The sequence below is a fragment of the Proteus sp. FME41 genome (genome assembly GCF_014897315.1).
GTDB lineage: Bacteria > Pseudomonadota > Gammaproteobacteria > Enterobacterales > Enterobacteriaceae > Proteus.
The window spans coordinates 85610-106288 of the sequence record NZ_JABUYL010000004.1 but is presented as its reverse complement, the minus strand read 5'-3'; the positions used below and the strand labels follow the sequence as shown (position 1 = coordinate 106288).

General features: G+C 36.4%; 19 protein-coding genes and 2 riboswitches. Of the genes, 10 read left to right on the top strand and 9 right to left on the bottom strand.

Going from position 1 to position 20679, the window contains the following annotated elements:
• Positions 1-7 precede the first annotated feature (7 nt).
• The 3 genes from INT04_RS05510 to thiD form a co-directional block, all read right to left on the bottom strand.
• Complete coding sequence (locus INT04_RS05510; RefSeq protein WP_193015171.1) at positions 8-637, bottom strand: 4Fe-4S single cluster domain-containing protein; 630 nt, start codon at positions 635-637, stop codon at positions 8-10.
• Positions 637-2475 (bottom strand): AAA family ATPase, encoded by a 1839-nt coding sequence (locus INT04_RS05505; RefSeq protein ID WP_193015170.1) that lies wholly within the window; start codon positions 2473-2475, stop codon positions 637-639. The genes INT04_RS05510 and INT04_RS05505 overlap by 1 nt, the downstream gene beginning before the upstream one ends.
• A 158-nt stretch (positions 2476-2633) precedes the next feature.
• Positions 2634-3431, bottom strand: coding sequence for a bifunctional hydroxymethylpyrimidine kinase/phosphomethylpyrimidine kinase (gene thiD, locus INT04_RS05500; RefSeq protein ID WP_193015169.1), 798 nt, complete (start codon positions 3429-3431; stop codon positions 2634-2636).
• A gap of 51 nt (positions 3432-3482) precedes the next feature.
• Positions 3483-3571, bottom strand: a riboswitch (TPP riboswitch).
• A gap of 316 nt (positions 3572-3887) precedes the next feature.
• On the opposite strand from thiD, the gene INT04_RS05495 reads away from it, so the two are divergent.
• Both INT04_RS05495 and pagP read left to right on the top strand, forming a co-directional pair.
• Positions 3888-4532: a hypothetical protein gene (locus INT04_RS05495; protein WP_193015168.1), complete on the top strand. Its 645-nt coding sequence runs from the start codon at positions 3888-3890 to the stop codon at positions 4530-4532.
• 609 nt (positions 4533-5141) lie between these two features.
• Positions 5142-5777, top strand: a complete 636-nt coding sequence (gene pagP / locus INT04_RS05490) for a lipid IV(A) palmitoyltransferase PagP (RefSeq protein WP_193015167.1) — start codon at positions 5142-5144, stop codon at positions 5775-5777.
• A gap of 116 nt (positions 5778-5893) precedes the next feature.
• On the opposite strand, the gene INT04_RS05485 is transcribed toward pagP, so the two are convergent.
• Positions 5894-7276: an amino acid permease gene (locus INT04_RS05485; protein WP_193015166.1), complete on the bottom strand. Its 1383-nt coding sequence runs from the start codon at positions 7274-7276 to the stop codon at positions 5894-5896.
• A 148-nt stretch (positions 7277-7424) separates the two neighbouring features.
• Positions 7425-7580 (bottom strand): PhoP/PhoQ regulator MgrB, encoded by a 156-nt coding sequence (mgrB, locus tag INT04_RS19310; RefSeq protein WP_226893987.1) that lies wholly within the window; start codon positions 7578-7580, stop codon positions 7425-7427.
• Positions 7581-7939: 359 nt separating this feature from the next.
• On the opposite strand from mgrB, the gene INT04_RS05475 reads away from it, so the two are divergent.
• The 3 genes from INT04_RS05475 (at position 7940) to brnQ (ending at position 10908) form a co-directional block, all read left to right on the top strand.
• Positions 7940-8326, top strand: a complete 387-nt coding sequence (locus tag INT04_RS05475; protein WP_193015165.1) for a helix-turn-helix domain-containing protein — start codon at positions 7940-7942, stop codon at positions 8324-8326.
• A gap of 127 nt (positions 8327-8453) precedes the next feature.
• Positions 8454-9260, top strand: coding sequence for a sugar-phosphatase (gene yidA / locus INT04_RS05470; RefSeq protein ID WP_193015164.1), 807 nt, complete (start codon positions 8454-8456; stop codon positions 9258-9260).
• A gap of 301 nt (positions 9261-9561) precedes the next feature.
• Positions 9562-10908 (top strand): branched-chain amino acid transport system II carrier protein, encoded by a 1347-nt coding sequence (gene brnQ, locus INT04_RS05465; protein ID WP_193015163.1) that lies wholly within the window; start codon positions 9562-9564, stop codon positions 10906-10908.
• Between the two features lie 102 nt (positions 10909-11010).
• Here the strand turns inward: brnQ and INT04_RS05460 are convergent, their stop codons facing one another.
• Both INT04_RS05460 and INT04_RS05455 read right to left on the bottom strand, forming a co-directional pair.
• The gene (locus INT04_RS05460) at positions 11011-11850 is read right to left on the bottom strand and encodes an N-acetylmuramoyl-L-alanine amidase (protein WP_193015162.1); all 840 of its coding nucleotides are present in this window, start codon (positions 11848-11850) and stop codon (positions 11011-11013) included.
• Positions 11851-11950: 100 nt separating this feature from the next.
• The gene (locus tag INT04_RS05455; protein ID WP_193015161.1) at positions 11951-13423 is read right to left on the bottom strand and encodes an alanine/glycine:cation symporter family protein; all 1473 of its coding nucleotides are present in this window, start codon (positions 13421-13423) and stop codon (positions 11951-11953) included.
• 1333 nt (positions 13424-14756) lie between these two features.
• On the opposite strand from INT04_RS05455, the gene INT04_RS05450 reads away from it, so the two are divergent.
• Positions 14757-14990, top strand: a complete 234-nt coding sequence (locus tag INT04_RS05450; protein ID WP_193015160.1) for a DNA polymerase III subunit theta — start codon at positions 14757-14759, stop codon at positions 14988-14990.
• Between the two features lie 110 nt (positions 14991-15100).
• Here the strand turns inward: INT04_RS05450 and yebF are convergent, their stop codons facing one another.
• Positions 15101-15490 carry a protein YebF gene (yebF, locus tag INT04_RS05445; RefSeq protein WP_193015159.1) on the bottom strand — a complete coding sequence of 130 codons (390 nt, stop codon included), beginning with the start codon at positions 15488-15490 and terminating at the stop codon, positions 15101-15103.
• 96 nt (positions 15491-15586) lie between these two features.
• Positions 15587-15769 (bottom strand): YoaH family protein, encoded by a 183-nt coding sequence (locus tag INT04_RS05440; protein ID WP_193015158.1) that lies wholly within the window; start codon positions 15767-15769, stop codon positions 15587-15589.
• A gap of 111 nt (positions 15770-15880) precedes the next feature.
• Here INT04_RS05440 and pabB point away from each other — a divergent pair, with 111 nt between their 5' ends.
• The 4 genes from pabB to mntP all read left to right on the top strand — a co-directional run bounded on the left by pabB (position 15881) and on the right by mntP (position 20625).
• Positions 15881-17266, top strand: a complete 1386-nt coding sequence (gene pabB, locus INT04_RS05435) for an aminodeoxychorismate synthase component 1 (RefSeq protein WP_193015157.1) — start codon at positions 15881-15883, stop codon at positions 17264-17266.
• Positions 17253-17816 (top strand): CoA pyrophosphatase, encoded by a 564-nt coding sequence (locus tag INT04_RS05430; protein WP_193015156.1) that lies wholly within the window; start codon positions 17253-17255, stop codon positions 17814-17816. Before pabB ends, INT04_RS05430 begins: the two co-directional genes overlap by 14 nt.
• A gap of 185 nt (positions 17817-18001) precedes the next feature.
• Positions 18002-19363 (top strand): L-serine ammonia-lyase, encoded by a 1362-nt coding sequence (locus INT04_RS05425; protein WP_193015155.1) that lies wholly within the window; start codon positions 18002-18004, stop codon positions 19361-19363.
• 476 nt (positions 19364-19839) lie between these two features.
• Positions 19840-19952, top strand: a riboswitch (yybP-ykoY riboswitch).
• A gap of 85 nt (positions 19953-20037) precedes the next feature.
• On the top strand, positions 20038-20625 hold the full coding sequence (gene mntP, locus INT04_RS05420; protein ID WP_193015154.1) for a manganese efflux pump MntP: 588 nt from the start codon (positions 20038-20040) through the stop codon (positions 20623-20625).
• The last annotated feature ends 54 nt before the right edge of the window (positions 20626-20679 follow it).

The following is a 20679-nucleotide window of genomic DNA, read 5'->3' as shown; positions in this document are numbered from 1 at the left end:
ATCTCTGTTATCTTTTTATCTGTTTTAATTGTACATCTTGTTGTGCTAATACTTCACGCAAACGCGCCATATCACCCTTTTGAGGAATACCTGTAAGATAAATACGCCCTTGGTTATCCATTGAAAGATCAAGCACTTTATCTTCTTCAGTCATGCATCTATCAAAAGCACTAAAACGTACACGTCCCATCGCCGTTAAACAATGAAGTTGCTGATTATCGCTACCTCGTAACATCAAACTTTGCGTGGTTTCCACTTGATATCGATCACTCATTAACGCATCAATTAAACCTGACATTTTAGTGACTTGAGGTTCTATCTCATTCCAGTGATAACCACTATAAATAAAAATATCCCCTGTAAATTGCTGGCGAAGTGCAATTAATAACGCATAAAGTGCCTCTGGTTGTTCAAAAGGTTCACCACCAGAAATCGTAATACCCTCAGCCAATGCAAACCAAGGTTGAATTTGTTGAATAAGCGTATCAACGGTTGTGCTTTCAGCTTTTCTTTCCCATGTATCGGGCGATAAACAGCCTTTACAACGCAAAGAGCATCCTTGAAACCAGATACCAATTCGTTTTCCAGGCCCCAATGTTGTCACTGGAAAATGCAGCCGAGATAAGCTGATCTGCATTAATTTGCCTGTGGTACTAAAATAATATTGGTCATTTCACCTATTTGAATATCCGCAATTTGATAGGCGTTTCCTACAGCTAAATCACTGTCAAAAATAGCTCTTGAGAGAGGGTTAATTAAATAAACCTCTAGTTGGTTACGAATACCACGCCCACCATTTGACAAATCAGATAAACAGTAGGATTTTAACGTCGATTTAGCCGTTTCCGATATCGACAATATGAGTGATTGTTTATCAAGGCTAGATAAAATATTTACTACCATTTGTTCAAATATCTGCTCTGCAACATCTTCTCGAATAAAATCAAAAACAATAATATTTTCACCAATACGGTTTAATAATTCAGGTCGATTTAAAACCAATTTAAAATGACGCTCTATTTCGCTTTTTACTTTACGGCTGACATTTTCAAACGGTTCATGAGGAAGAACATTTGCCACTCTCTCGCCATGATTATCAACGCGGTAGATCCCAAGATTAGAAGTAAATATAATTAAAGCTTCAGAAAAATAGACGCGATCACCACGTCCCGACGTTAATACCCCATCATCAATAATCTGTAGGAATTTATCCATTAAATGGGGATGTGCTTTTTCTATTTCATCAAATAACACAACGCTAAAAGGTTTTTCACGAATAGCATTGGTTAATTCACCGCCAGAATCATACCCCACATAACCTGGAGGTGCCCCAATTAAACGTTGATCTGCATGTTCAGCACTAAATTCAGACATATCAAAGCGAATATAAGCACTTTCATCGCCAAACAGCAGTTGAGTCACCGTTTTTGCTAATTCAGTTTTACCTACACCGGTTGGCCCTGCTAAAAACAGCACGCCCCGAGGTCTTCCGCCTTTATTGCTACCTACGCCCGTCATTGCACGCTTAATAATATCTAATAAGTGCGTGACCGCATGTTGTTGCCCTTTAACACGGCGTTGTATCACTTGTGGTGCATTACGAATTTTTTGTTTATCAATTTTTTGCCAAGGATCTTCCGTAATACCAACTTTATAACGTCTTACCGCATCACTAATTCGTGTTATTTCCACTTCTTCAATACGTGCTAATTGCACAATCGCCACTAAATCCAGCAGTAATAGCCCTTCTGTTTCATCAATAAAATCATTAAAAAGTGACTCTTTTTCACTCTCTATAAGCGATGAAAACCCAGCTAATGATACCAATAAATTAGGAGCTAACGCTCTGCGGATCTGGCTATCGGGTTTTGCAACAGGAATGGCTCGAATTCGAGGGTTATTAACGGTAAACCAATCCGGTAAATCGGTTTCTTTTTCCACTACCCAAAAAACACTATTAAAGAAAGGTTGATTATGTTCGCCAGCAGGTCTTGCTTTAGCTTGATGAGAAGTCACTAAGGCTCGTGTAAATAAACTATGTTCGGCAGGCGTAAGATTATCACGGTGAGAAAGTAAGCAAGAGGCGAAATCGATACATAACGCAATCGGCTGACCGGTTATTGTTTGCCATTTTTCTAATACGCTATTTAAGCTGTCGATATTACCTGATGCACGATCGCCCGTAACAGTTAATCCTAATTGTTGCATTAACATTGTGCCATCTTGCAAGGATTGCGTAGGATTCGCGATCCATTGAAATCCCGCTAACGGCGTGTAAGTGATGATATGAACGTAACCCACTTCATACAAACTGTTATAAAGTGACTGGTTAAAAGGCAGTGGTGTTATTACATTGGGTGCAACTTCGCTGGCTTGTAAGTCGCGCACATTACCGAATAACACAAACTGGCTTTTCAATGGAATAAAGCGAAGTAAATCACGTAACCAGCGTGGTTTTTGAAAAGCAGTATTCATATCATCCCTTATTGAAAATAAAATATATCTTACCTTAATTCCTCAATAGACAGGCTGTTAATATTGATGACAGTGTTAATTATCTAGAGAGTTTGATCATAAAAATGATAATAGAGCCATAAAGGCTCTATTTAAGATAAGTATTGTTGTAAGCAACATTACCACCAGCGATGAAAATGGTGTACAGGGCCGAAACCTTGCCCAACCTCTAAACTATCCGCATGTTCTAGCGCTTGCTGTAAATAGGCTTTTGCTTGTTCAACACAAGTTTGCCAATTAGCGACTTGAGGGCGAATAGCAGCTAAAGCGGCTGAAAGCGTGCATCCTGTACCGTGGGTATTTTTCGTATTAACGCGTTTTGAGGTAAATCGCCACTCGCCATCTTGAGTAAATAACCAATCAGGACTTTCATCTTCAGTTAAATGTCCCCCTTTCATCAACACCGCTTTGCATCCTTGTTTTAGCAATTCATAACCTTGTTGCTTCATCATTATTTCATCTTGAGCGACTTCACAACCTAGCAATGCCGCTGCTTCAGGTAAATTAGGTGTGATCAAATCAACCAGAGGCAACAGCTGATTAACCATTTTATTAACTGCATCAGGCTGCAATAGCGGATCACCGCTTTTTGCAATCATGACGGTATCAAGTACAACAAAAGGAATGGCATATTGCTGAAGTTTGTCGCAAACCACATCAATAATAGAGGCATTAGAAAGCATACCAATTTTGGCACTATCAATTCTAACATCAGATAAAACAGCATCTAATTGAGCGGCGACAAAATCGGGGGACAAATCATAAACACGACGGACACCACAGGTATTTTGAGCAACAAGTGCTGTCATTACTGTTGTGCCATAGACACCCAGTGCGGAAAATGTTTTCAGATCAGCCTGAATACCCGCACCACCACTGGGATCGGTGCCTGCGATAGACAATGCATTGAATCTCACTGATTAACTCCTCCTTTCACCAGTTACAGAAAAGTCGGGCTCTGTTAATCAGCAGAGTTACCTTGACTTCCCTACGCTGGCATTATCCAGATCAGGTTATACGGGTTCATCTCAGCCATAAGGCGCCCCGAGCCAAAGCCTGTAAATTCAGGCGATAAGGAGTATCGCACGCTCAAGATAAAGATGCTAGTTTGATAGCTCATCTCAATCTATAGATTCTCTATTGTTGAGATTTGTGATTCAGTAAGATAAATCAGCTAAGGTTGTATATAATAAATACTAAGCCGATGGCTTCTATTGCATGACACATCAATTTAAGGAATATATTTCAGCCATATTTAAATAAGAAGAATAAAATAAATTATTTTGTTCGTTTTAACGACAATCGATATATTATCTGCTAGATGAGGTATTTATAATGCATTTCTGGACAATCACACAATGCGGAGGGGCTAAATGAAAAATGAACCATCGCAACAGAATAATGGACAATCAATGCCTTATCTTATTCCTGATGCAGATTTTAATGTAAAATTGAAAATTCACTCTAGAAATATTGATCATACAAAAGAATTCCTTGAAAAAGGTGTTGAAGACTTTGTATTACCCAAATACAGCATCCCCGATGGGTATCGTTTTGTGAAATCTTTAAAACGAAATCAATATCGTTTAATTTCAACCACCAATGCACCTGAAACAGTTTATCTTGTAGAGCTCATTTTTCGTGAAGACATTATATTTAGTAAAACAACATGTACTCAAGTTAAAGTGTGGCGAACTGTTTCTGAAGAACATGATATTGCGACAAGATATCTCCCTAGATACTTCTTTAGCTATTTACTTCAAAAATACAGCATTGTTGTTTCTGATGAAGAACAGACAGGTGCAGGTAAGCGTTTTTGGGAAACAATGATTGATTGGGCTTTTACAGCTCACCTTAATGTTTACATTTCAGATGGAACAGAAGAAAACCGCTCTCTAACAGCGGTGAAAGATACTGATGATCTTTACGAAAACTGGGATGCTTTCTGCTGGGGCAAAGATCGCGATACGCATACCCATCGGCTACTTGTCATTAGCCAAGAAAAATTATCTCAATAATAAACAACCTATTTCCTGAAAATGTGTGCGTAAACATTACGTAAACATTTTTGCCTTAGGATAATCTGCATAAAAAACAGACGTCTTTCTAAATAAAACCACAGAACCTAAACACTTTATAAACTAACTCTAGATTTTTTCTTTTTTTTAGTTAACTCTTCTTGTTCATTACTCTATTATCCTGCTAGAAATTAACATTATTTTCATAACTAGATGTTATTGATACTAAATTTATATTAATATTTTAGTTAAGTCATAAAAATAGACATTTTATTCTTTTTTTCTGTTAGAAATGACTAATCTTATATTATTCCTCTTTAATCTTATTTATCAGAGAGTTATTTTCAATCTAATAAAAACTTAATTTTAAATGAAAAACAAAACGTTATCATTAAAAGATAACAACATTAAATATTAAAAAAAATGCATTTATAAATGCAATAAACTCACTTATTTTCTTTGTAACCGATTCTTATCCCTTAAGATTTTATTTAAGAAGTAAAGTTTCAGATACCTCTTATCTTAAAACCTTGTCGATTAAATAACACTACTACTCAGTTTATTTTGTCATCACCAGAATCATCGCTATGCCGTACTCGGAGTTATATTATGTCATCATCCTATTTTCACTCTAGCGTATTAGCCACAACGCTGTTTTCACTTGCGTTAACAACGTCCGCTTTCGCTTCTGAAAATAATACAAATACCCATCAGATTATTACGACAGAAAACCAACAAGTCGCCAGCAACGCGTCTCAATCTAATAATGAAGAGAGCTACTGGGGAAAGTTCAAACGTAATGTCAATCAAACTTGGGATAACGACCAATATAATTACTATTTACCAGTATGGACTTGGCATAACCGTTTCACTTACGATAAAGAAAAAACAGATCGCTATAACGAAACACCTTGGGGCTTTGGTATGGGTAAGTATCGTTATGACAATGATGGTGATTGGCACTCTCTTTATGCGATGGCATTTATGGACTCAAATAACCGAGTACAGCCTATTATGGGCTATGGTTTTGAGAAAATGTGGTATCCCGGTGATAAAGACGGTTTTCGTATGGGAGCAGGATTTACACTAAGTATTACCGCGCGTCATGAGTATGATTATATTCCTATGCCACTGCCTTTGCCGTTAGTCTCTGTAGGTTATGGACATCTTTCACTGCAAGCAACCTATGTACCAGGTACTTATAACAACGGTAACGTGTTATTTGCTTGGTTACGTTGGCAGTAATATCCTTATTTTGCCTACCAGAATAAGTGCAAGCAATAAAAATAGAACATAAAAAAACGCATCTAAATGATGCGTTTTTATTATTCAACAAAGTCTGTCAATTAATCTGTAATAACTTAAATATCTTGACTTGCTTGAGTACTATTAGGTGTTTTCTTCATACGGGAAATCTTAAATCCAACCCACAAGAAGGCAATCCAGAATGGCATTAAAATCACCGAAATATTCACTTGTGGCATAAATAAAATAATCACTAAAATCATGCACAAGAAAGCAAGGCAAATATAGTTACCATAAGGATACCAAAGTGCTTTAAAAGAAGGCTCTACCCCTTCTTTAATTTTTGCTGCTCTAAATTTCAAGTTAGCTAAACAGATCATGATCCAATTCAGCACTAATGTTGTCACAACTAACGCCATTAACAGTTCTAATGCTTGATCGGGTAATAAGTAGTTAACTAAAACACCTAATGAAGTTGCAACTGCAGACAATAATAATGACATCACAGGGACACCACGCTTATTCACATTGGCCAGTGAATGTGGTGCATTACCTTGTTTTGCTAAGCCATAAAGCATTCGGCTATTAGAATAAACACCACTGTTATAAACAGATAACGCCGCCGTTAATACCACAGCATTTAAAATATGGGCAACGACGAAATTATCCAAGTTATGGAAAATCAAGACGAATGGGCTTTCACCTTTTATCACCTGAGTCCAAGGATAAAGCGAAAGTAGCACCAACAGTGAACCGATATAGAAAATTAAGATACGATAAACCACTTGGTTAGTCGCTTTGGGAATGCTGACTTTAGGATTTTCAGCTTCAGCAGCGGTGATCCCCACCAACTCAAGCCCACCAAAAGAGAACATGACTATCGCTAAGGCAGACATAAAGCCCGTAAAGCCATGAGGGAAAAAACCTAACGCCCATAAATTACTGACCGAAGCTTGAGGGCCACCATTACCACTTGCCAGTAAGTAGCTCCCAAATAAAATCATACCGACAATTGCCAATACTTTAATAATGGCAAACCAGAATTCAGTTTCACCATACATTTTGACGTTAATCAGGTTAATTAAGTTGATAGCTACAAAAAAAATAGCCACAGAAACCCAAACTGGAATATCTGGCAACCAATAGTTAATGTATTTACCTGCTGCGGTTAATTCTGCCATACCGACAAGAATAAACATCACCCAATAGTTCCAGCCAGACAAGAAGCCAGCAAAGGGGCTCCAATATTTATTAGCAAAGTGACTAAACGAACCCGCAACTGGCTCTTCGGCAACCATTTCGCCTAATTGGCGCATGATCATAAACGCAATAAAACCACCAATAGCATATCCTAATATTACTGATGGGCCTGTCATGTTAATTGTTTGCGCTATACCAAGAAACAGACCAGCGCCGACGGCACCACCCAGCGCAATAAGCTGGATATGTCGATTTTTCAGACCGCGCTTAAGTTCTGTCTGTTGCGACTCTCTCGCCATACATCCTCTTCTTTTATTATTCTATCAACTTAATATGTAAACTAATGTTTACATTTTTGTTTAATTCAGGCCACTATTAAAACACTAATCTGACTTGAATAACAAATAGATTTTATGCTAGGCGAGAAATAATAAGAAAAGCGATTTTTTAGTTATGTTTTGAGGGAAATAATGTGGTGAGGCGGCAAATACCTTGTTGGAAATCTTCTCCACGATCGCAAAAATTATCTAACGCCATAAGATACAGACCAAAGCTAATGGCTAATGCAATAATTAAGCTAATAATTATTTTTTTTGCGTTCAATTTAAAATCCTTTAAATACATTTTGTTAGTCTAACTTATGGCGTTATAAGCATTCGCTTAAATACGATAACAATACAGGGGATTGTTGTTATAAAATTCGTAATCAATTATCTCTATAAGTAAATTTAGCATAACTTTCATGATGAAAGATAAACGCTTCCTCGACAAACTTCAGATAATTTGCATTATTTTCTCTAAATCGCAGGTAAAATGAACACATTTCATTTTAATTACACATTTTGCCAACGATAAGAGATCGCTATCCATTAATATGGATTTCTCTGTCTGCCACTTTTTGTATAAGATTAGGGAGTTAATTTTGATTTTTACCTTAACTTCATTGATAGAATGGAACTGTAATGCCACAAGATAATCATCTCGCATTGGTTTGCGCGCTAAGTAAATGGATTGAGGAGCATTTGGGCCGTGTTATCCATCTTGAAGAGTTGGCGGCTTATTCTGGGTATTCTCTTTGGCACATGCAAAAAATCTTTAAAGAAGTCACAGGCACCTCTTTAGGAAAGTATATCCGTCAACGTAGACTTGCTGGCGCTATCCATTTATTACGTACCAGTGAGCGTTCTATCTTTGATATCGCCCTCGATTTTGGTTTTGGCTCGCAATCTCATTTTACCTATATGTTCCGTAAAGAGTATGGCATTACGCCTTTCGATTTTCGGCAAAACGAAGATATTGCATTAGAAACCAAACAACCATTACATTTGCAATCACCTTGTTGTGATTAACCTTTCTATTTATGTGACATTATACAGAAAGCTTTTAATGTCACATAAATAAAACACAAGCTATGTGATGATAGACCGTTTCACACTTCCTTAATCATGACTGCTTTTATTTAATATGGGGATGCTAATGAGTATTAAGCTTATCGCTATTGATTTAGATGGAACCTTGCTCAATAAACAACACGAAATTACGCCTGAAGTAAAACAGGCAATTCAACGAGCAAAAGACGCTGATGTGAAGATTGTTCTTGCTTCTGGGCGCTCTTTCAATGGCATCTCTCCGTATTTAAAAGCACTCGGTCTTGATAACTCAGATTGTTACTGTATCAGTAATAATGGCAGCCAAATTCACCAAGCAGACAGTGGTGAGGTGATTATTCAAGACTTACTCAATTTTGAGGATTATCTCTATTTTGAAAGCTTAGCCCGTGAGATTGGTGTTCATTTTCACGTTATTAGTGATAATAAAATTTACACAACAAATCGCCATATCAGCCATTTCACCTGTCAAGAAGCCTTCTTATCTTGGACGCCACTTTACTATCTTCCACTTAATGAAATGCAATCTGATATGTATTTTAGTAAATTTATGATTGTTGATGCACCCGCGGTTTTAGATAATGCTATTCAATATTTACCCACAAATATTTACGAACAATACAGCATATTACGCAGTGCTCCTTATTTTATTGAAGTGTTAAATACCAATGTCAATAAAGGAAGCGCCGTTCAAAAAGTGGCTGAACAGTTAAAAATCACACCTGAAAAAATTATGTGTATTGGCGATCAAGGCAACGATTTGGCCATGCTAAAATATGCAGGTTTAGGTGTTGCAATGGGAAATGCCCCCGAAGAAGTAAAAAAAGTAGCGAAATTCGTCACACTTTCTAATGAAGAGCACGGTGTTGCAGTCGCTATCAATAAATTTATTTAAACACGATCTTTTTTGTGTTTTAGCGGGAATGTCTACAAAATTATATAGTCATTGTGATCCTTAGTAGAGGATCACACTGCTTTTAGCCCCAAAATACAGCCTTTTATTATTCTAGCATTGCTGTTAAATCTGCGTTAAATCAGCCTTTCTTCTTACATATCCTTCAGAATTTGTTACTATAAATTCACTTTTCGTTATTTAAACTGTATTTTCACAACATATTCAGCTATTGAATAGGCTAAAAGTAGAATAACAATATAAATCATTAATATAACTTCTTCACAGACAGGTAGTTTTAGTTATGCTTTCTACAAAAGATATGCTCGTTCTTGGAATGATGGTTTTTGCACTCTTCCTTGGCGCTGGTAATATTATTTTCCCACCAATGGCAGGTTTTCAATCAGGAAACCTTTGGTTTAGTACATCCCTAGGTTTCCTTGTCACTGGTGTCTTGCTCCCTTTTCTGACCTTAGTTATTGTTGCCATTCGTGGACGTGGTGAACGTCTCTCTGTTGATTTACCATCATGGGTCGCTGTGATTTTCTGGGTTGCGCTGTATCTGATCGTAGGCTCTACTTTTGCAATGCCTCGTGTCACCAACACCGCTTACGAAATGGGTTTCTTGCCTCTAGGCCTTATTGAGAAAAACACTGCAACACACCTAATTTTCGCACTTGTTTTCAATATTTCTAGTATGTTCTTTATGCTAAAACAAGGCACCATGATCAGCGCCATCGGTAAGTTTATGACTCCAGCACTTTTAGTTTTGTTGGTTGTTGTGGGCATTGCCGTTATTGCTAAACCTATTTCACCTATTGGTGAACCAACAGGCCTTTATGCCGTCAATGGGTTTTTCTCTGGCTTTATTGATGGTTACCAAACCATGGATGTGCTTTCTGCTATGGCATTTGGAGGGATTGTTGCTCGTGCTTTGTATACTAAAGGCATTACTGAACCCCGCCAGATTGGTTTTATTACCATAAAAGCGGGTTTAATTTCTGTTTTACTATTAGCAGCACTTTACCTATGTCTTTTCTACTTAGGTGCCACTAGTCATTCTGTTTCTGTTTTTGCTGATCCTGCACTCAATGCAACTAACGGGGGGCAAATTTTCTCCCGCTATGTCGATTCCCTGTTTGGCTCTGTGGGTACTTGGTTGATGGGGGGGATTGTTTTATTAGCCAGTATGACCACACTTGTGGGGGTAACAAGTGCTGCGGCTGACTATTTCGCAACATTTCATCATCGTTTAGGTTATCGCTTTTGGGTTGTGGTCTTTACATTAATGACCACCGTTGTCTCTACTTTTGGTCTTGATACGTTATTACGTGTCACTATTCCTGCATTACTGATGATTTACCCAACATCGGTCACCTTGGTATTACTGCAATTTATTCGCAATAAATTAAAAGCACCACGCTTTACCTACCGCTTTACTATTGCCATCATTGTATTAATGAGCCTTTTCGATACGTTGAAACAATTGAAATGGTTAAATACAGATTTACTGCAATTATTTAGCCATATTCCTCTTTCTGATTATGGTCTAGGTTGGGTATTACCCGGTGTGATCGCATTTGTCATTTCGTTAGTTGTTAGCTTAAATCTTAAAGAAGAAAACCTTCCAGTAGAAAATGCAGCGAAATAATAAATAGATACTGCTATTGTGTTATCAAAGTAAAAAGCGTCTTTTATTAAAGACGCTTTTTTATTATCGACTATCAGCTTTTTTATTTTTTTACACAAACAATCAAGCCCGATATTTATCAATTAAGGCCTTTAGAATTGCCTCTGATTGTGCATCCGGAATACCATTCGCTTTTGTTGACCTAAAATGCATTTGAAAAGCTTTAACTACTTTTTGTGCCTTATCATCTAACACACCATTCGTTGGTGTTTGATAACCATATTGCTGTAATAACGTTTGAAAGTTTGCAACATCAACAGGCTCTGAAGGATCTCTATCGGCTAAATACGCTTGTACTAACTGCTTATCAGGCCAAGCGCCTATTCCTTGGCTTGCAAGTCTTTCCCAAGGAAATAAAGGGCCTGGATCAACCTTTCTTAGCGGTGCAATATCACTGTGACCTAAAACGTTTTGAGGTTCGATATCATAACGATCAATAATATCTTTCATCACCATTGAAATAGTCACGATTTGATCTGCTGTATAAGAATACCAATACCTAAACTTACCATTATCACGATAGCCAAGATTCACTATTTCAATACCAATAGAACAATTATTTAAGCTAGTTGCCTCTCCCCATTGACTAATGCCTGCATGCCAAGCAATTTGTCTTTCATCAACTAATGAAATAACCACAGGCTTATTATCAATGGTTGAAGGATGTGTGGGAATAAGATAATGGCTACTGACTCTCCCGCCAGTAAGAACCTTAAGTGAGCGCTCATCATCTAACGCGGTATAATGCATCACTAGGTATTTTACACAGTCATTAGATACCTGCTTATTAGGAATTACTTTAGCAATATAATTGCCTCTATCAATAAACACTGACTGTTGAGCACAACTGCTTAAAAGGCTGATTGCAATTAGTAACCCAATGTAATACCCGCTAGACCTCATTACTGATCCTTGATGTTGTGTTCCCAAAGTTAAATTGTAATAAAAAAACCTACATTAAAAAATATAGGTTTTTCATTTTGACCTTTTTTTATTACTTTTTTCAGTTATTGCTTACTTTTTCACATCGCACTAACGGTATATCAGGAGTCGTCTCACTTCCCCAAATACCTTCTTCAATATCTGCTTGTAACTCGGGATATTGGCGTATATCAAATGTAGGTAATAAACCTGCTTGCCGTTGTTGGTTATAATCTTTAACTAATTTTAAGGCAACACCAGAAAGTAAGACGATTGCAATTAAATTCGTCATTGCCATTAATCCCATTGAAAGATCGGCCATTTTCCAGACTAGAGGCATATCGGCTAATGCGCCAAACATCACCATCGCTAAGACGGCTGAACGTAAAAGAAACAATCCTGTTGTATGATTACGACCAAGGAAAATCATATTGCTTTCAGCATAAGCATAATTGGCAATAATAGAGGTAAAAGCAAAGAAGAAAATAGCGATAGCAATAAAGGTACTTCCCCAGCCGCCAACACTTGATGACAATGCCATTTGTGTCAATTGAATACCATTAATTCCCTCAGGGTAATGATCAAGTACGCCTGATGATAAAATGATCACCGCAGTTGCACTACAGATAACCAAGGTATCCATAAATACACCTAGCATTTGAATATAGCCCTGTGATGCTGGATGAGGGGGATAAGGTGTTGCAGAAGCAGCCGCATTAGGCGCAGATCCCATACCCGCCTCATTAGAAAAGAGACCTCGTTGAATACCTTGTGTCATCGCTTGGCTAATACCATAACCAATTGCACCTGCAGCCGCTTCTTGCAAACCAAAGGCACTATTAAAAATTAAACGAAAAACATCAGGCAAACGTTCAATATGATCGGCTACAACCCAGAATGCTAATAATAAATATGCGGTTGCCATAATTGGAACAACAAGCTCAGCGACACGTGCAACCCAACGCAAACCACCAAAAATAATAAATCCGCTGGCTAAGACCAAGAATATTCCAACATAAAGTGGATCAAAACCGAAAGCTGAAGCTGTCGCTTGTGCAATGGAATTAGCTTGTACTGCATTAAACACTAAACCAAAAGCGATAATTAAGAAAATGGCGAAGAGAACGCCCATCCAGCGCATTTTCAGTCCCTTCGTCATATAATAAGCAGGGCCACCACGATAGTTACCCTCATCATCTTTTGTTTTATATAGCTGTGCTAGTGTGCATTCTATTAAAGAGGTTGCCATTCCAATTAAAGCAACAACCCACATCCAAAAAATAGCCCCTGGCCCACCTGCTGTTAATGCGATTGCGACACCGGTCAGATTACCAGTACCAACCCGCGCTGCTAAACTTGTACATAGCGCCTGAAAAGAAGAGATCCCTGATTTATCTGATTTATGACTATTTTTTAAAAGAGAGAACATATGGCTAAAATGTCGGATTTGTATAAACCCAGTACGAACAGTAAAATAAATACCTACACCAAGAAGTAAGTATATAAGGACATATCCCCATAAAATGTTATTTGCAAAGTTTATTAGCCCAGTCAAATTAATCCCCCTATATAATAACGTATATAACTTATCCTTACATCGCTATTGAAATAAAAACAAAAACCGTGTAATTGGATCAATTAGTGATCCAAGTATGTTTTAATGTAATATCAAAGATTGCTGTGTAAAAAGCGAATTAAATGTAACACAAGATTATACAATATGTATATTTTTTGTTTATTTTTTTACATGTTAGTATTTTAATTTAATTATCTCATTAACTAAAATCAACAATATTGTAAAATAAAAAAATCATACATATCATTGGGATAAATAATTATAATTTAACTTTATTAGCTTATAAAAGTAAAATACGCACTTTAATGATTAAGTTAATCAGTCATTTTAGAAAAGAATAAATAGATTAAAAAAACAGCAAGTAATAGTTTTTTCAATTTATCAAAAATACAATTTAAATGAATTATTAAAATGATTCGTTAAAATAGCATTGTAAAAATTGATTACTTATTATGATAATTAACATTTAAGAAATAAGGTTTTTTATAACAATTAACAATAAAAATTTTATATTGCCACATCAATAAAATGCTTTAATATTAATGAGATATTTAAATAAGATTAAAATTAATATTTAATAGAACCCTGATAGATTTATCCTAGTATTTAATTTTTAAAATCTCTTTTTGTTTTTAATTTACATGAATAGCACTGCTTGATTCTTAATCTATTTTTTATTCACTGACTATTCATTAATAGCACTCTTTTTTTTGAAAATTAATTAAAACTTAATAATTCTTTATTTAATATTAATAAAAAAATGAAGAATCACGTAAGTTTACCTATTAACCATTTAGTTAATTTTATTTATACTATGTTTTTCCCTGGTGTTGTATTATTTTTCGCCCTGTTTCCCCAACAGGGCATTTTTTTATTCTAATATTTCAGCATGTTATCATAAGTCCTTGTCAAATAATGTAAAATAAAAACAAGTGTAACTCCTGCCTAATGAATTAACATTGTTTACCTATTTTCAATACAAAATTCGTTGTTTTTTTCATTGATCTAAATCAAATTAAACTTTTAAATTATTTACTCTTTAAAGCGGTAAATTGTTTTTTTCGCTATTTTTAATCTATTTAATAACGTGTTTAAATACACTTTTTAGTATTATCTTTATTTTTATTACCTATAAAGTAGTATAACAATTAATGAATAATAATATTATTTTGTTATATTCAGCGGATTGTCTGATTTTTAGCCTAAATAAAATGATTATTTTTTTATCTCTATTTAATGACTAATATCTTTATTTACTTGCATTAATAAGCACGCTCTTTTACCTTACTCTTATCACGATAGGAGAAGAATAATGGGCCATAATCTTTCAGAATTAACACAAGAAGAAAAAGACAAGCTTAATGTGAGTTTAGCTGCTTCTGGGGTTGCGTTTAAAGAGCGCTATAATATGCCTGTTGTGGCTGATGCTGTTTTAAGAGAACAACCTCACGACTTTCAAGCTTTTTTTCAAGAAAGGCTGGTATTTTATCGAGCAAGAAGTCAACACTATTCTCGTTTACCTTATGAACCCCACGTAAAAAAATAATCAGATACTGTCTATTCTTTTTGTGGAATTAAACAAAAAAAGAGATAACCCATATGTTGGTTTATCTCTTTTTTCAATCATTCTACAACTGTAGAGATGTCACTTATCTATTATTTAGTCGAAACATAAGTGATAGTATTATCATCACAATTGACTTGAACATTATAGCGAAGGTCTGTTCTAGCACCTCTTACATTCAATATCATCTGATAATTATTATCCATCTTGATAACTTCATTAGCATTGATACTTGCTACAGGCTTTGGACCTAGTGCTTTTTTATCTTCTTGCCAACGAGGAAGTCGATTCTGTAGATAATCATTCTTCACTCTAGTAACCAGTTGATTGTTATCTAAATTAATGCAACTCGCAAATGGCGCAGAACGCACAACATCTTGATTAACATTATCGACACTTTCTGCAGATGCTCCAAAAGAAACAGCAAGTAAAAGAGCTGCACCAAGTATCCCTGTTTGACCTGCTAACTTGCTTAATTTCATATAACCTCCCGAAAATATCCTTTAAAACAGGATGTATTTCTTTTAAGCATAGCATAGTGTTAGCAACATAATTGTGACGTTTGTTAAAAAATTGTTTTATTCATTCTCATCATCAAACACAATGGAAACTGATTCGCGCGTGCTGTGTTTCTCTCTTAACTCTTGAGCAATTAATTGGATAGCCTCTCCACTGCTCATACCTTCTGACATCAGTAATTGAATTTTTTCTACTGCTTTTTGTTGTTCTTCATGTGTTAATGTAGGCATTCCTAGAAACATAATGTTACTCTTGTCTTTATCAACTACTATTTTGTATTTACATGAATGTTATCTTTTTGATTACATTCATTGTGCGAATAATGCAACATACTTTGTTTATATGGTCATAAGATGGATATGCAATTACAACAACATGAATTAATTTATACCCCAGATCTAGCACTTCGGGTATTTGCTCCTATTGCGTCATTGCCTTGGTCTAGTTTACTTCATTCTGGCTTTGCCGAACATCCTCATAACCGTTTTGATATTATTGTCGCTGATCCCGTTGTGACTTTAGAAACCCGTAAACAAACCACCACAATTAAAGAAAATAATGGCACCGTTAAACGCTCTAAAAAAGATCCTTTCGTACTGATTCAAACTGCATTAGAGCAGTTCAACTTTTGCCCTCAGCATAATGAATCATTACCTTTTTTAGGGGGCGCTTTAGGTATTTGGAGTTATGACCTAGGCCGCCGAATTGAAACATTACCTGAAAATGCTAAAAATGAACTTAATTTTGCCGATATGGCAGTCGGCATTTATGATTGGGCATTAATTGTTGATCATCAATTAAAAAAAGCAACCTTAATCAGTTATCACAATATTGATGAGCGTTTACAGTGGTTAGAAAATCAAACATCAACGTCTATTAATACTCCTTTTGCCTTAACAAGCGATTGGCAATCAAACATAAGTAATGATGAATACAACGAAAAAATTGCCAAAATTCATCAATACTTACTTTCAGGTGATTGCTATCAAGTTAACTTGGCCCAACGCTTTTGTGCAAATTACACTGGCAGTGAATGGAACGCGTTCTTAACACTGAATCAAGCGAATAAAGCCCCTTTTTCTTCTTTTATGTGTTTGCCCCATCATTTTGTGATCAGTGTTTCTCCAGAACGTTTTATTCATCTGGTTGATAATAAAATAGAAACACGCCCAATCAAAGGGACGTTACCGCGTAAAGCATCACCAGAAGAAGATGATGAGCAAGCACAAAAACTCGAAAACTCACGTAAAGATCGTGCTGAAAATCTCATGATTGTCGATCTTATGCGTAATGATATTGGAAAAGTGGCTATTACAGGTTCTGTTAAAGTACCTGAGTTATTTGTTGTTGAACGCTTCCCTGCTGTACACCATTTAGTCAGTACCGTTACGGCCCTATTACCTTCACATTTAACTGCAACTGATTTGTTAAGAGCGGCTTTTCCTGGCGGTTCAATTACAGGTGCACCTAAAATCAGAGCCATGCAAATTATTGAAGAATTAGAGCCTCACCGCCGTCATGGATATTGTGGCGCAATTGGTTATATCAGTTTTTGTGGCACGATGGATACCAATATTAGTATTCGTACTTTATTGACTGAGAAAAATAAAATTTACTGCTGGGCAGGTGGTGGTATTGTTGCTGACAGCATTGCTGAAAAAGAGTACCAAGAAACTTTCGATAAACTTGGGCAAATATTAACTGTTTTAAGTGAGTCTACTCTTAATGACACCCATTGATACCTTTATCAATCGTTTTCAACTCACATTACCTGATGATAACGTTAATCAGCACCCTCACGCCCAAAAAACGGCAGCTGTCTTGCTGCCTATTATTAATAAGCCTAATCCAACATTATTATTAACAGAGCGCGCCTCAACTTTACGGACTCATGCTGGACAAGTTGCTTTGCCCGGTGGTAAGCGCGATCCCGAAGATAGTAATCTTATTGTTACTGCATTAAGAGAAGCTCACGAAGAAGTCGCTATTCCTCCTGATGCCGTTTCCGTGATCGGTCAATTAGCTCCTTTACAAAGTTCTAGCGGATATTTAGTTACCCCCATTATTGGTGTTATTCCTGCGGGTTTACCTTTACGCCATAACCCTGCGGAGGTCGCTTCTATCTTTGAAATGCCATTAAGTCATGTGCTGAATGCTCAACATTATCAGCCTCTTAATTTTCATCGTTCAGGTGAAAATCATCAGATCTATTTTTATCCGTATGATGGGCACCTTGTTTGGGGATTAACCGCCGCTATTTTACATAGACTCGCCCTTCATATCACTTAAGACGCTATATTATATTCAGCTTGTGCTTTTTCTCATCACCGTCACAACTCTACTTAGCTATTTTAAAAAAATGTTGTAAACTACACCATTAACGGGACGATATAATCGTAAAAACGATCCCTTTACTATAAATAACTATATTTTATTCTTTTTTAACCCTCTCTCTTATTATTAAGGAGTCTGACGTGATTAGCGTTTTTGACATGTTTAAAGTGGGCATCGGACCCTCTAGCTCTCATACCGTAGGGCCAATGAAAGCGGGTAAAGAATTTGTCGATGAATTAGTCAGCCAGGAATTAATTGCATCCGTCACTCGCGTATCTGTTGATGTTTACGGCTCCTTGTCTCTAACAGGCAAAGGTCACCATACTGATATTGCCATTATTATGGGATTAGCAGGCAACGCACCTGCAACTGTTGATATTGACAGTATTCCTGGTTTTATTCGTGATGTTGAAGAAACAGGCAAACTCTCATTAGCAAACGGTTTGAAAATTGTCGATTTCCCAGCAGAAAGTATGCATTTTAGTAATGACAATCTGTCATTACATGAAAATGGTATGACTATTCATGCTTTTGCGGGCGACAAAGAAATCTATCGAAAAACCTATTACTCAATTGGTGGTGGTTTTATCGTTGATGAAGAAAATTTTGGTAAATCAACACTCAATAGTAAACCCGTTTCATACCCTTACGCCAACGCAGAAGAGCTATTAAAACACTGCAAAGAAACAGGCTTATCCATTTCTAGCTTAATGATGAAAAATGAGCTAGACCTGCACACCCAAGCAGAAATTAATGCTTATTTCGCAGATGTCTATAGAACGATGCAAGAATGTATTGAGCATGGTTTAAATACTGAAGGCATATTACCAGGACCATTGCGTGTCCCTCGTCGTGCAGCCGCATTAAATCGCTTATTAACATCAAGCAACAGCCTGTCAAATGATCCGATGAAAGTTGTCGATCTGATCAATATGTTTGCATTGGCGGTTAATGAAGAAAACGCAGCCGGTGGACGCGTTGTAACTGCTCCGACAAACGGCGCATGTGGTATCGTGCCTGCGGTATTAGCTTACTACGATCGTTGCATCGAACCCGTTACACCAGAAACCTATTTACGTTACTTTTTAGCATCAGGCGCTATTGGTATTCTTTATAAAATGAATGCCTCTATTTCAGGTGCTGAAGTGGGTTGCCAAGGTGAAGTGGGTGTTGCTTGTTCAATGGCCGCAGCAGGTCTTGCCGAATTACTTGGTGGAAGTCCAGAACAAGTCTGCATCGCTGCTGAAATTGGCATGGAACATAACCTTGGTTTAACCTGCGATCCTGTTGCAGGCCAAGTACAAGTACCTTGTATCGAACGTAACGCTATTGCATCTGTTAAAGCTGTCAATGCAGCACGTATGGCTATTCGCCGTACCAGTGAGCCACGCGTTTCTCTCGATAAAGTCATTGAAACCATGTATGAAACAGGTAAAGACATGAATGCTAAATACCGTGAAACATCACGCGGTGGTCTTGCAATCAAAGTACAATGTGACTAATTAACACTATTTAGGCGAAAAGCCATTCATTTGAATGGCTTTTTATATTTACTTTTTTTATTTTCGATCGTCACTTAACTCATAGATTATTAAAGAAAAATATAATATTTAAATTAAAAAATCTATTTTTTATAAATTAGACTTCTTATTTTTATATTTAAATCCATCTATATACACGTATTAAATATAGGTTTATTTAATATTCATTTAATATTAAAATAAATTAAAGCTTATTATTTGCAGGTGTACTACCTTCTTTTTTAAATTTAATTTATTATTATAAATATAGCTATAATACATTATTTATTATATGGTTAATATTTCATCACATTGAATTTTATCATTTTTTTAACATTAAGCGATCGTTTTAATTATATTTAAATCTTCCAGATATAATAATGATAATTATTATCAATATCATCTTTGAAATATAAAAAATAATATGTTGCCTTTAGAAAATAATATGTTATCTTCTGCATCAAGTCATTGGGGAGTAGCCTGTCTTAAAATAAAGATTTTTATTTTAAGAAGTCTGTATCAACATACTCGCTTATTTTCATTTAGCGTGGTGCAGATGCCGTAATACGGTTGGCAAGACCATAGACACATAATTGTACTTCTTTGGTTGGGGGTCAATTGTGTGTATATGGAAATACCCCAACCGAGGCTTTATTATGAGTTTCTACGCTACCATTATTCTCGCCCTTGCCCTTTCTATGGATGCATTTGCTGTTGCAGTCTGTAAAGGTGCCACATTACATAAACCTCATTTTCGCGAAGCACTCCGCACTGGATTTATATTCGGTATTATTGAAGCCAGCACACCTGTTATTGGTTGGGCCATAGGTTTATATACAAGCCAATATATTATTCAATGGGATCATTGGGTTGCCTTTGGATTATTGTTTATTCTTGGTAGCCGTATGATTTACCAAAGCTTAAAACGTGGTGATGAATGCCCTTGTGAAGAGGATGCTCCACAACGTCACGGCTCGCTGTCTTTAATTGCAACGGGCATTGCCACCAGCCTTGATGCAATGGCAATTGGTGTTGGTTTAGCCTTCCTTCAAGTGAATATCGTTCATACCGCCATGACTATTGGTATGATGACCATGATTATGGCAACACTAGGTATGTTGATTGGTCGTTATATTGGCCCAGTACTTGGAAAGAAAGCAGAAATTATTGGCGGGATCGTATTAATTGCTATTGGCTTTAATATCGTATTTGAACACCTTGAATTATTTATGTACGCCAAATAATCTCCTATACTGCACAATAAAAGCTTAGGTTTTAAAATACCGACCTAAGCTTTT

Coding starts and splice junctions, on each gene's coding strand:
- INT04_RS05510 (WP_193015171.1), bottom strand. CDS start 637: ATGCAGATCAGCTTATCTCGGCTGCATTTTCCAGTGACAACATTGGGG.
- INT04_RS05505 (WP_193015170.1), bottom strand. CDS start 2,475: ATGAATACTGCTTTTCAAAAACCACGCTGGTTACGTGATTTACTTCGC.
- INT04_RS05495 (WP_193015168.1), top strand. CDS start 3,888: ATGAAAAATGAACCATCGCAACAGAATAATGGACAATCAATGCCTTAT.
- pagP (WP_193015167.1), top strand. CDS start 5,142: ATGTCATCATCCTATTTTCACTCTAGCGTATTAGCCACAACGCTGTTT.
- INT04_RS05485 (WP_193015166.1), bottom strand. CDS start 7,276: ATGGCGAGAGAGTCGCAACAGACAGAACTTAAGCGCGGTCTGAAAAAT.
- INT04_RS05475 (WP_193015165.1), top strand. CDS start 7,940: ATGCCACAAGATAATCATCTCGCATTGGTTTGCGCGCTAAGTAAATGG.
- yidA (WP_193015164.1), top strand. CDS start 8,454: ATGAGTATTAAGCTTATCGCTATTGATTTAGATGGAACCTTGCTCAAT.
- brnQ (WP_193015163.1), top strand. CDS start 9,562: ATGCTTTCTACAAAAGATATGCTCGTTCTTGGAATGATGGTTTTTGCA.
- INT04_RS05460 (WP_193015162.1), bottom strand. CDS start 11,850: ATGAGGTCTAGCGGGTATTACATTGGGTTACTAATTGCAATCAGCCTT.
- INT04_RS05450 (WP_193015160.1), top strand. CDS start 14,757: ATGGGCCATAATCTTTCAGAATTAACACAAGAAGAAAAAGACAAGCTT.
- yebF (WP_193015159.1), bottom strand. CDS start 15,490: ATGAAATTAAGCAAGTTAGCAGGTCAAACAGGGATACTTGGTGCAGCT.
- INT04_RS05440 (WP_193015158.1), bottom strand. CDS start 15,769: ATGTTTCTAGGAATGCCTACATTAACACATGAAGAACAACAAAAAGCA.
- pabB (WP_193015157.1), top strand. CDS start 15,881: ATGGATATGCAATTACAACAACATGAATTAATTTATACCCCAGATCTA.
- INT04_RS05430 (WP_193015156.1), top strand. CDS start 17,253: ATGACACCCATTGATACCTTTATCAATCGTTTTCAACTCACATTACCT.
- mntP (WP_193015154.1), top strand. CDS start 20,038: ATGAGTTTCTACGCTACCATTATTCTCGCCCTTGCCCTTTCTATGGAT.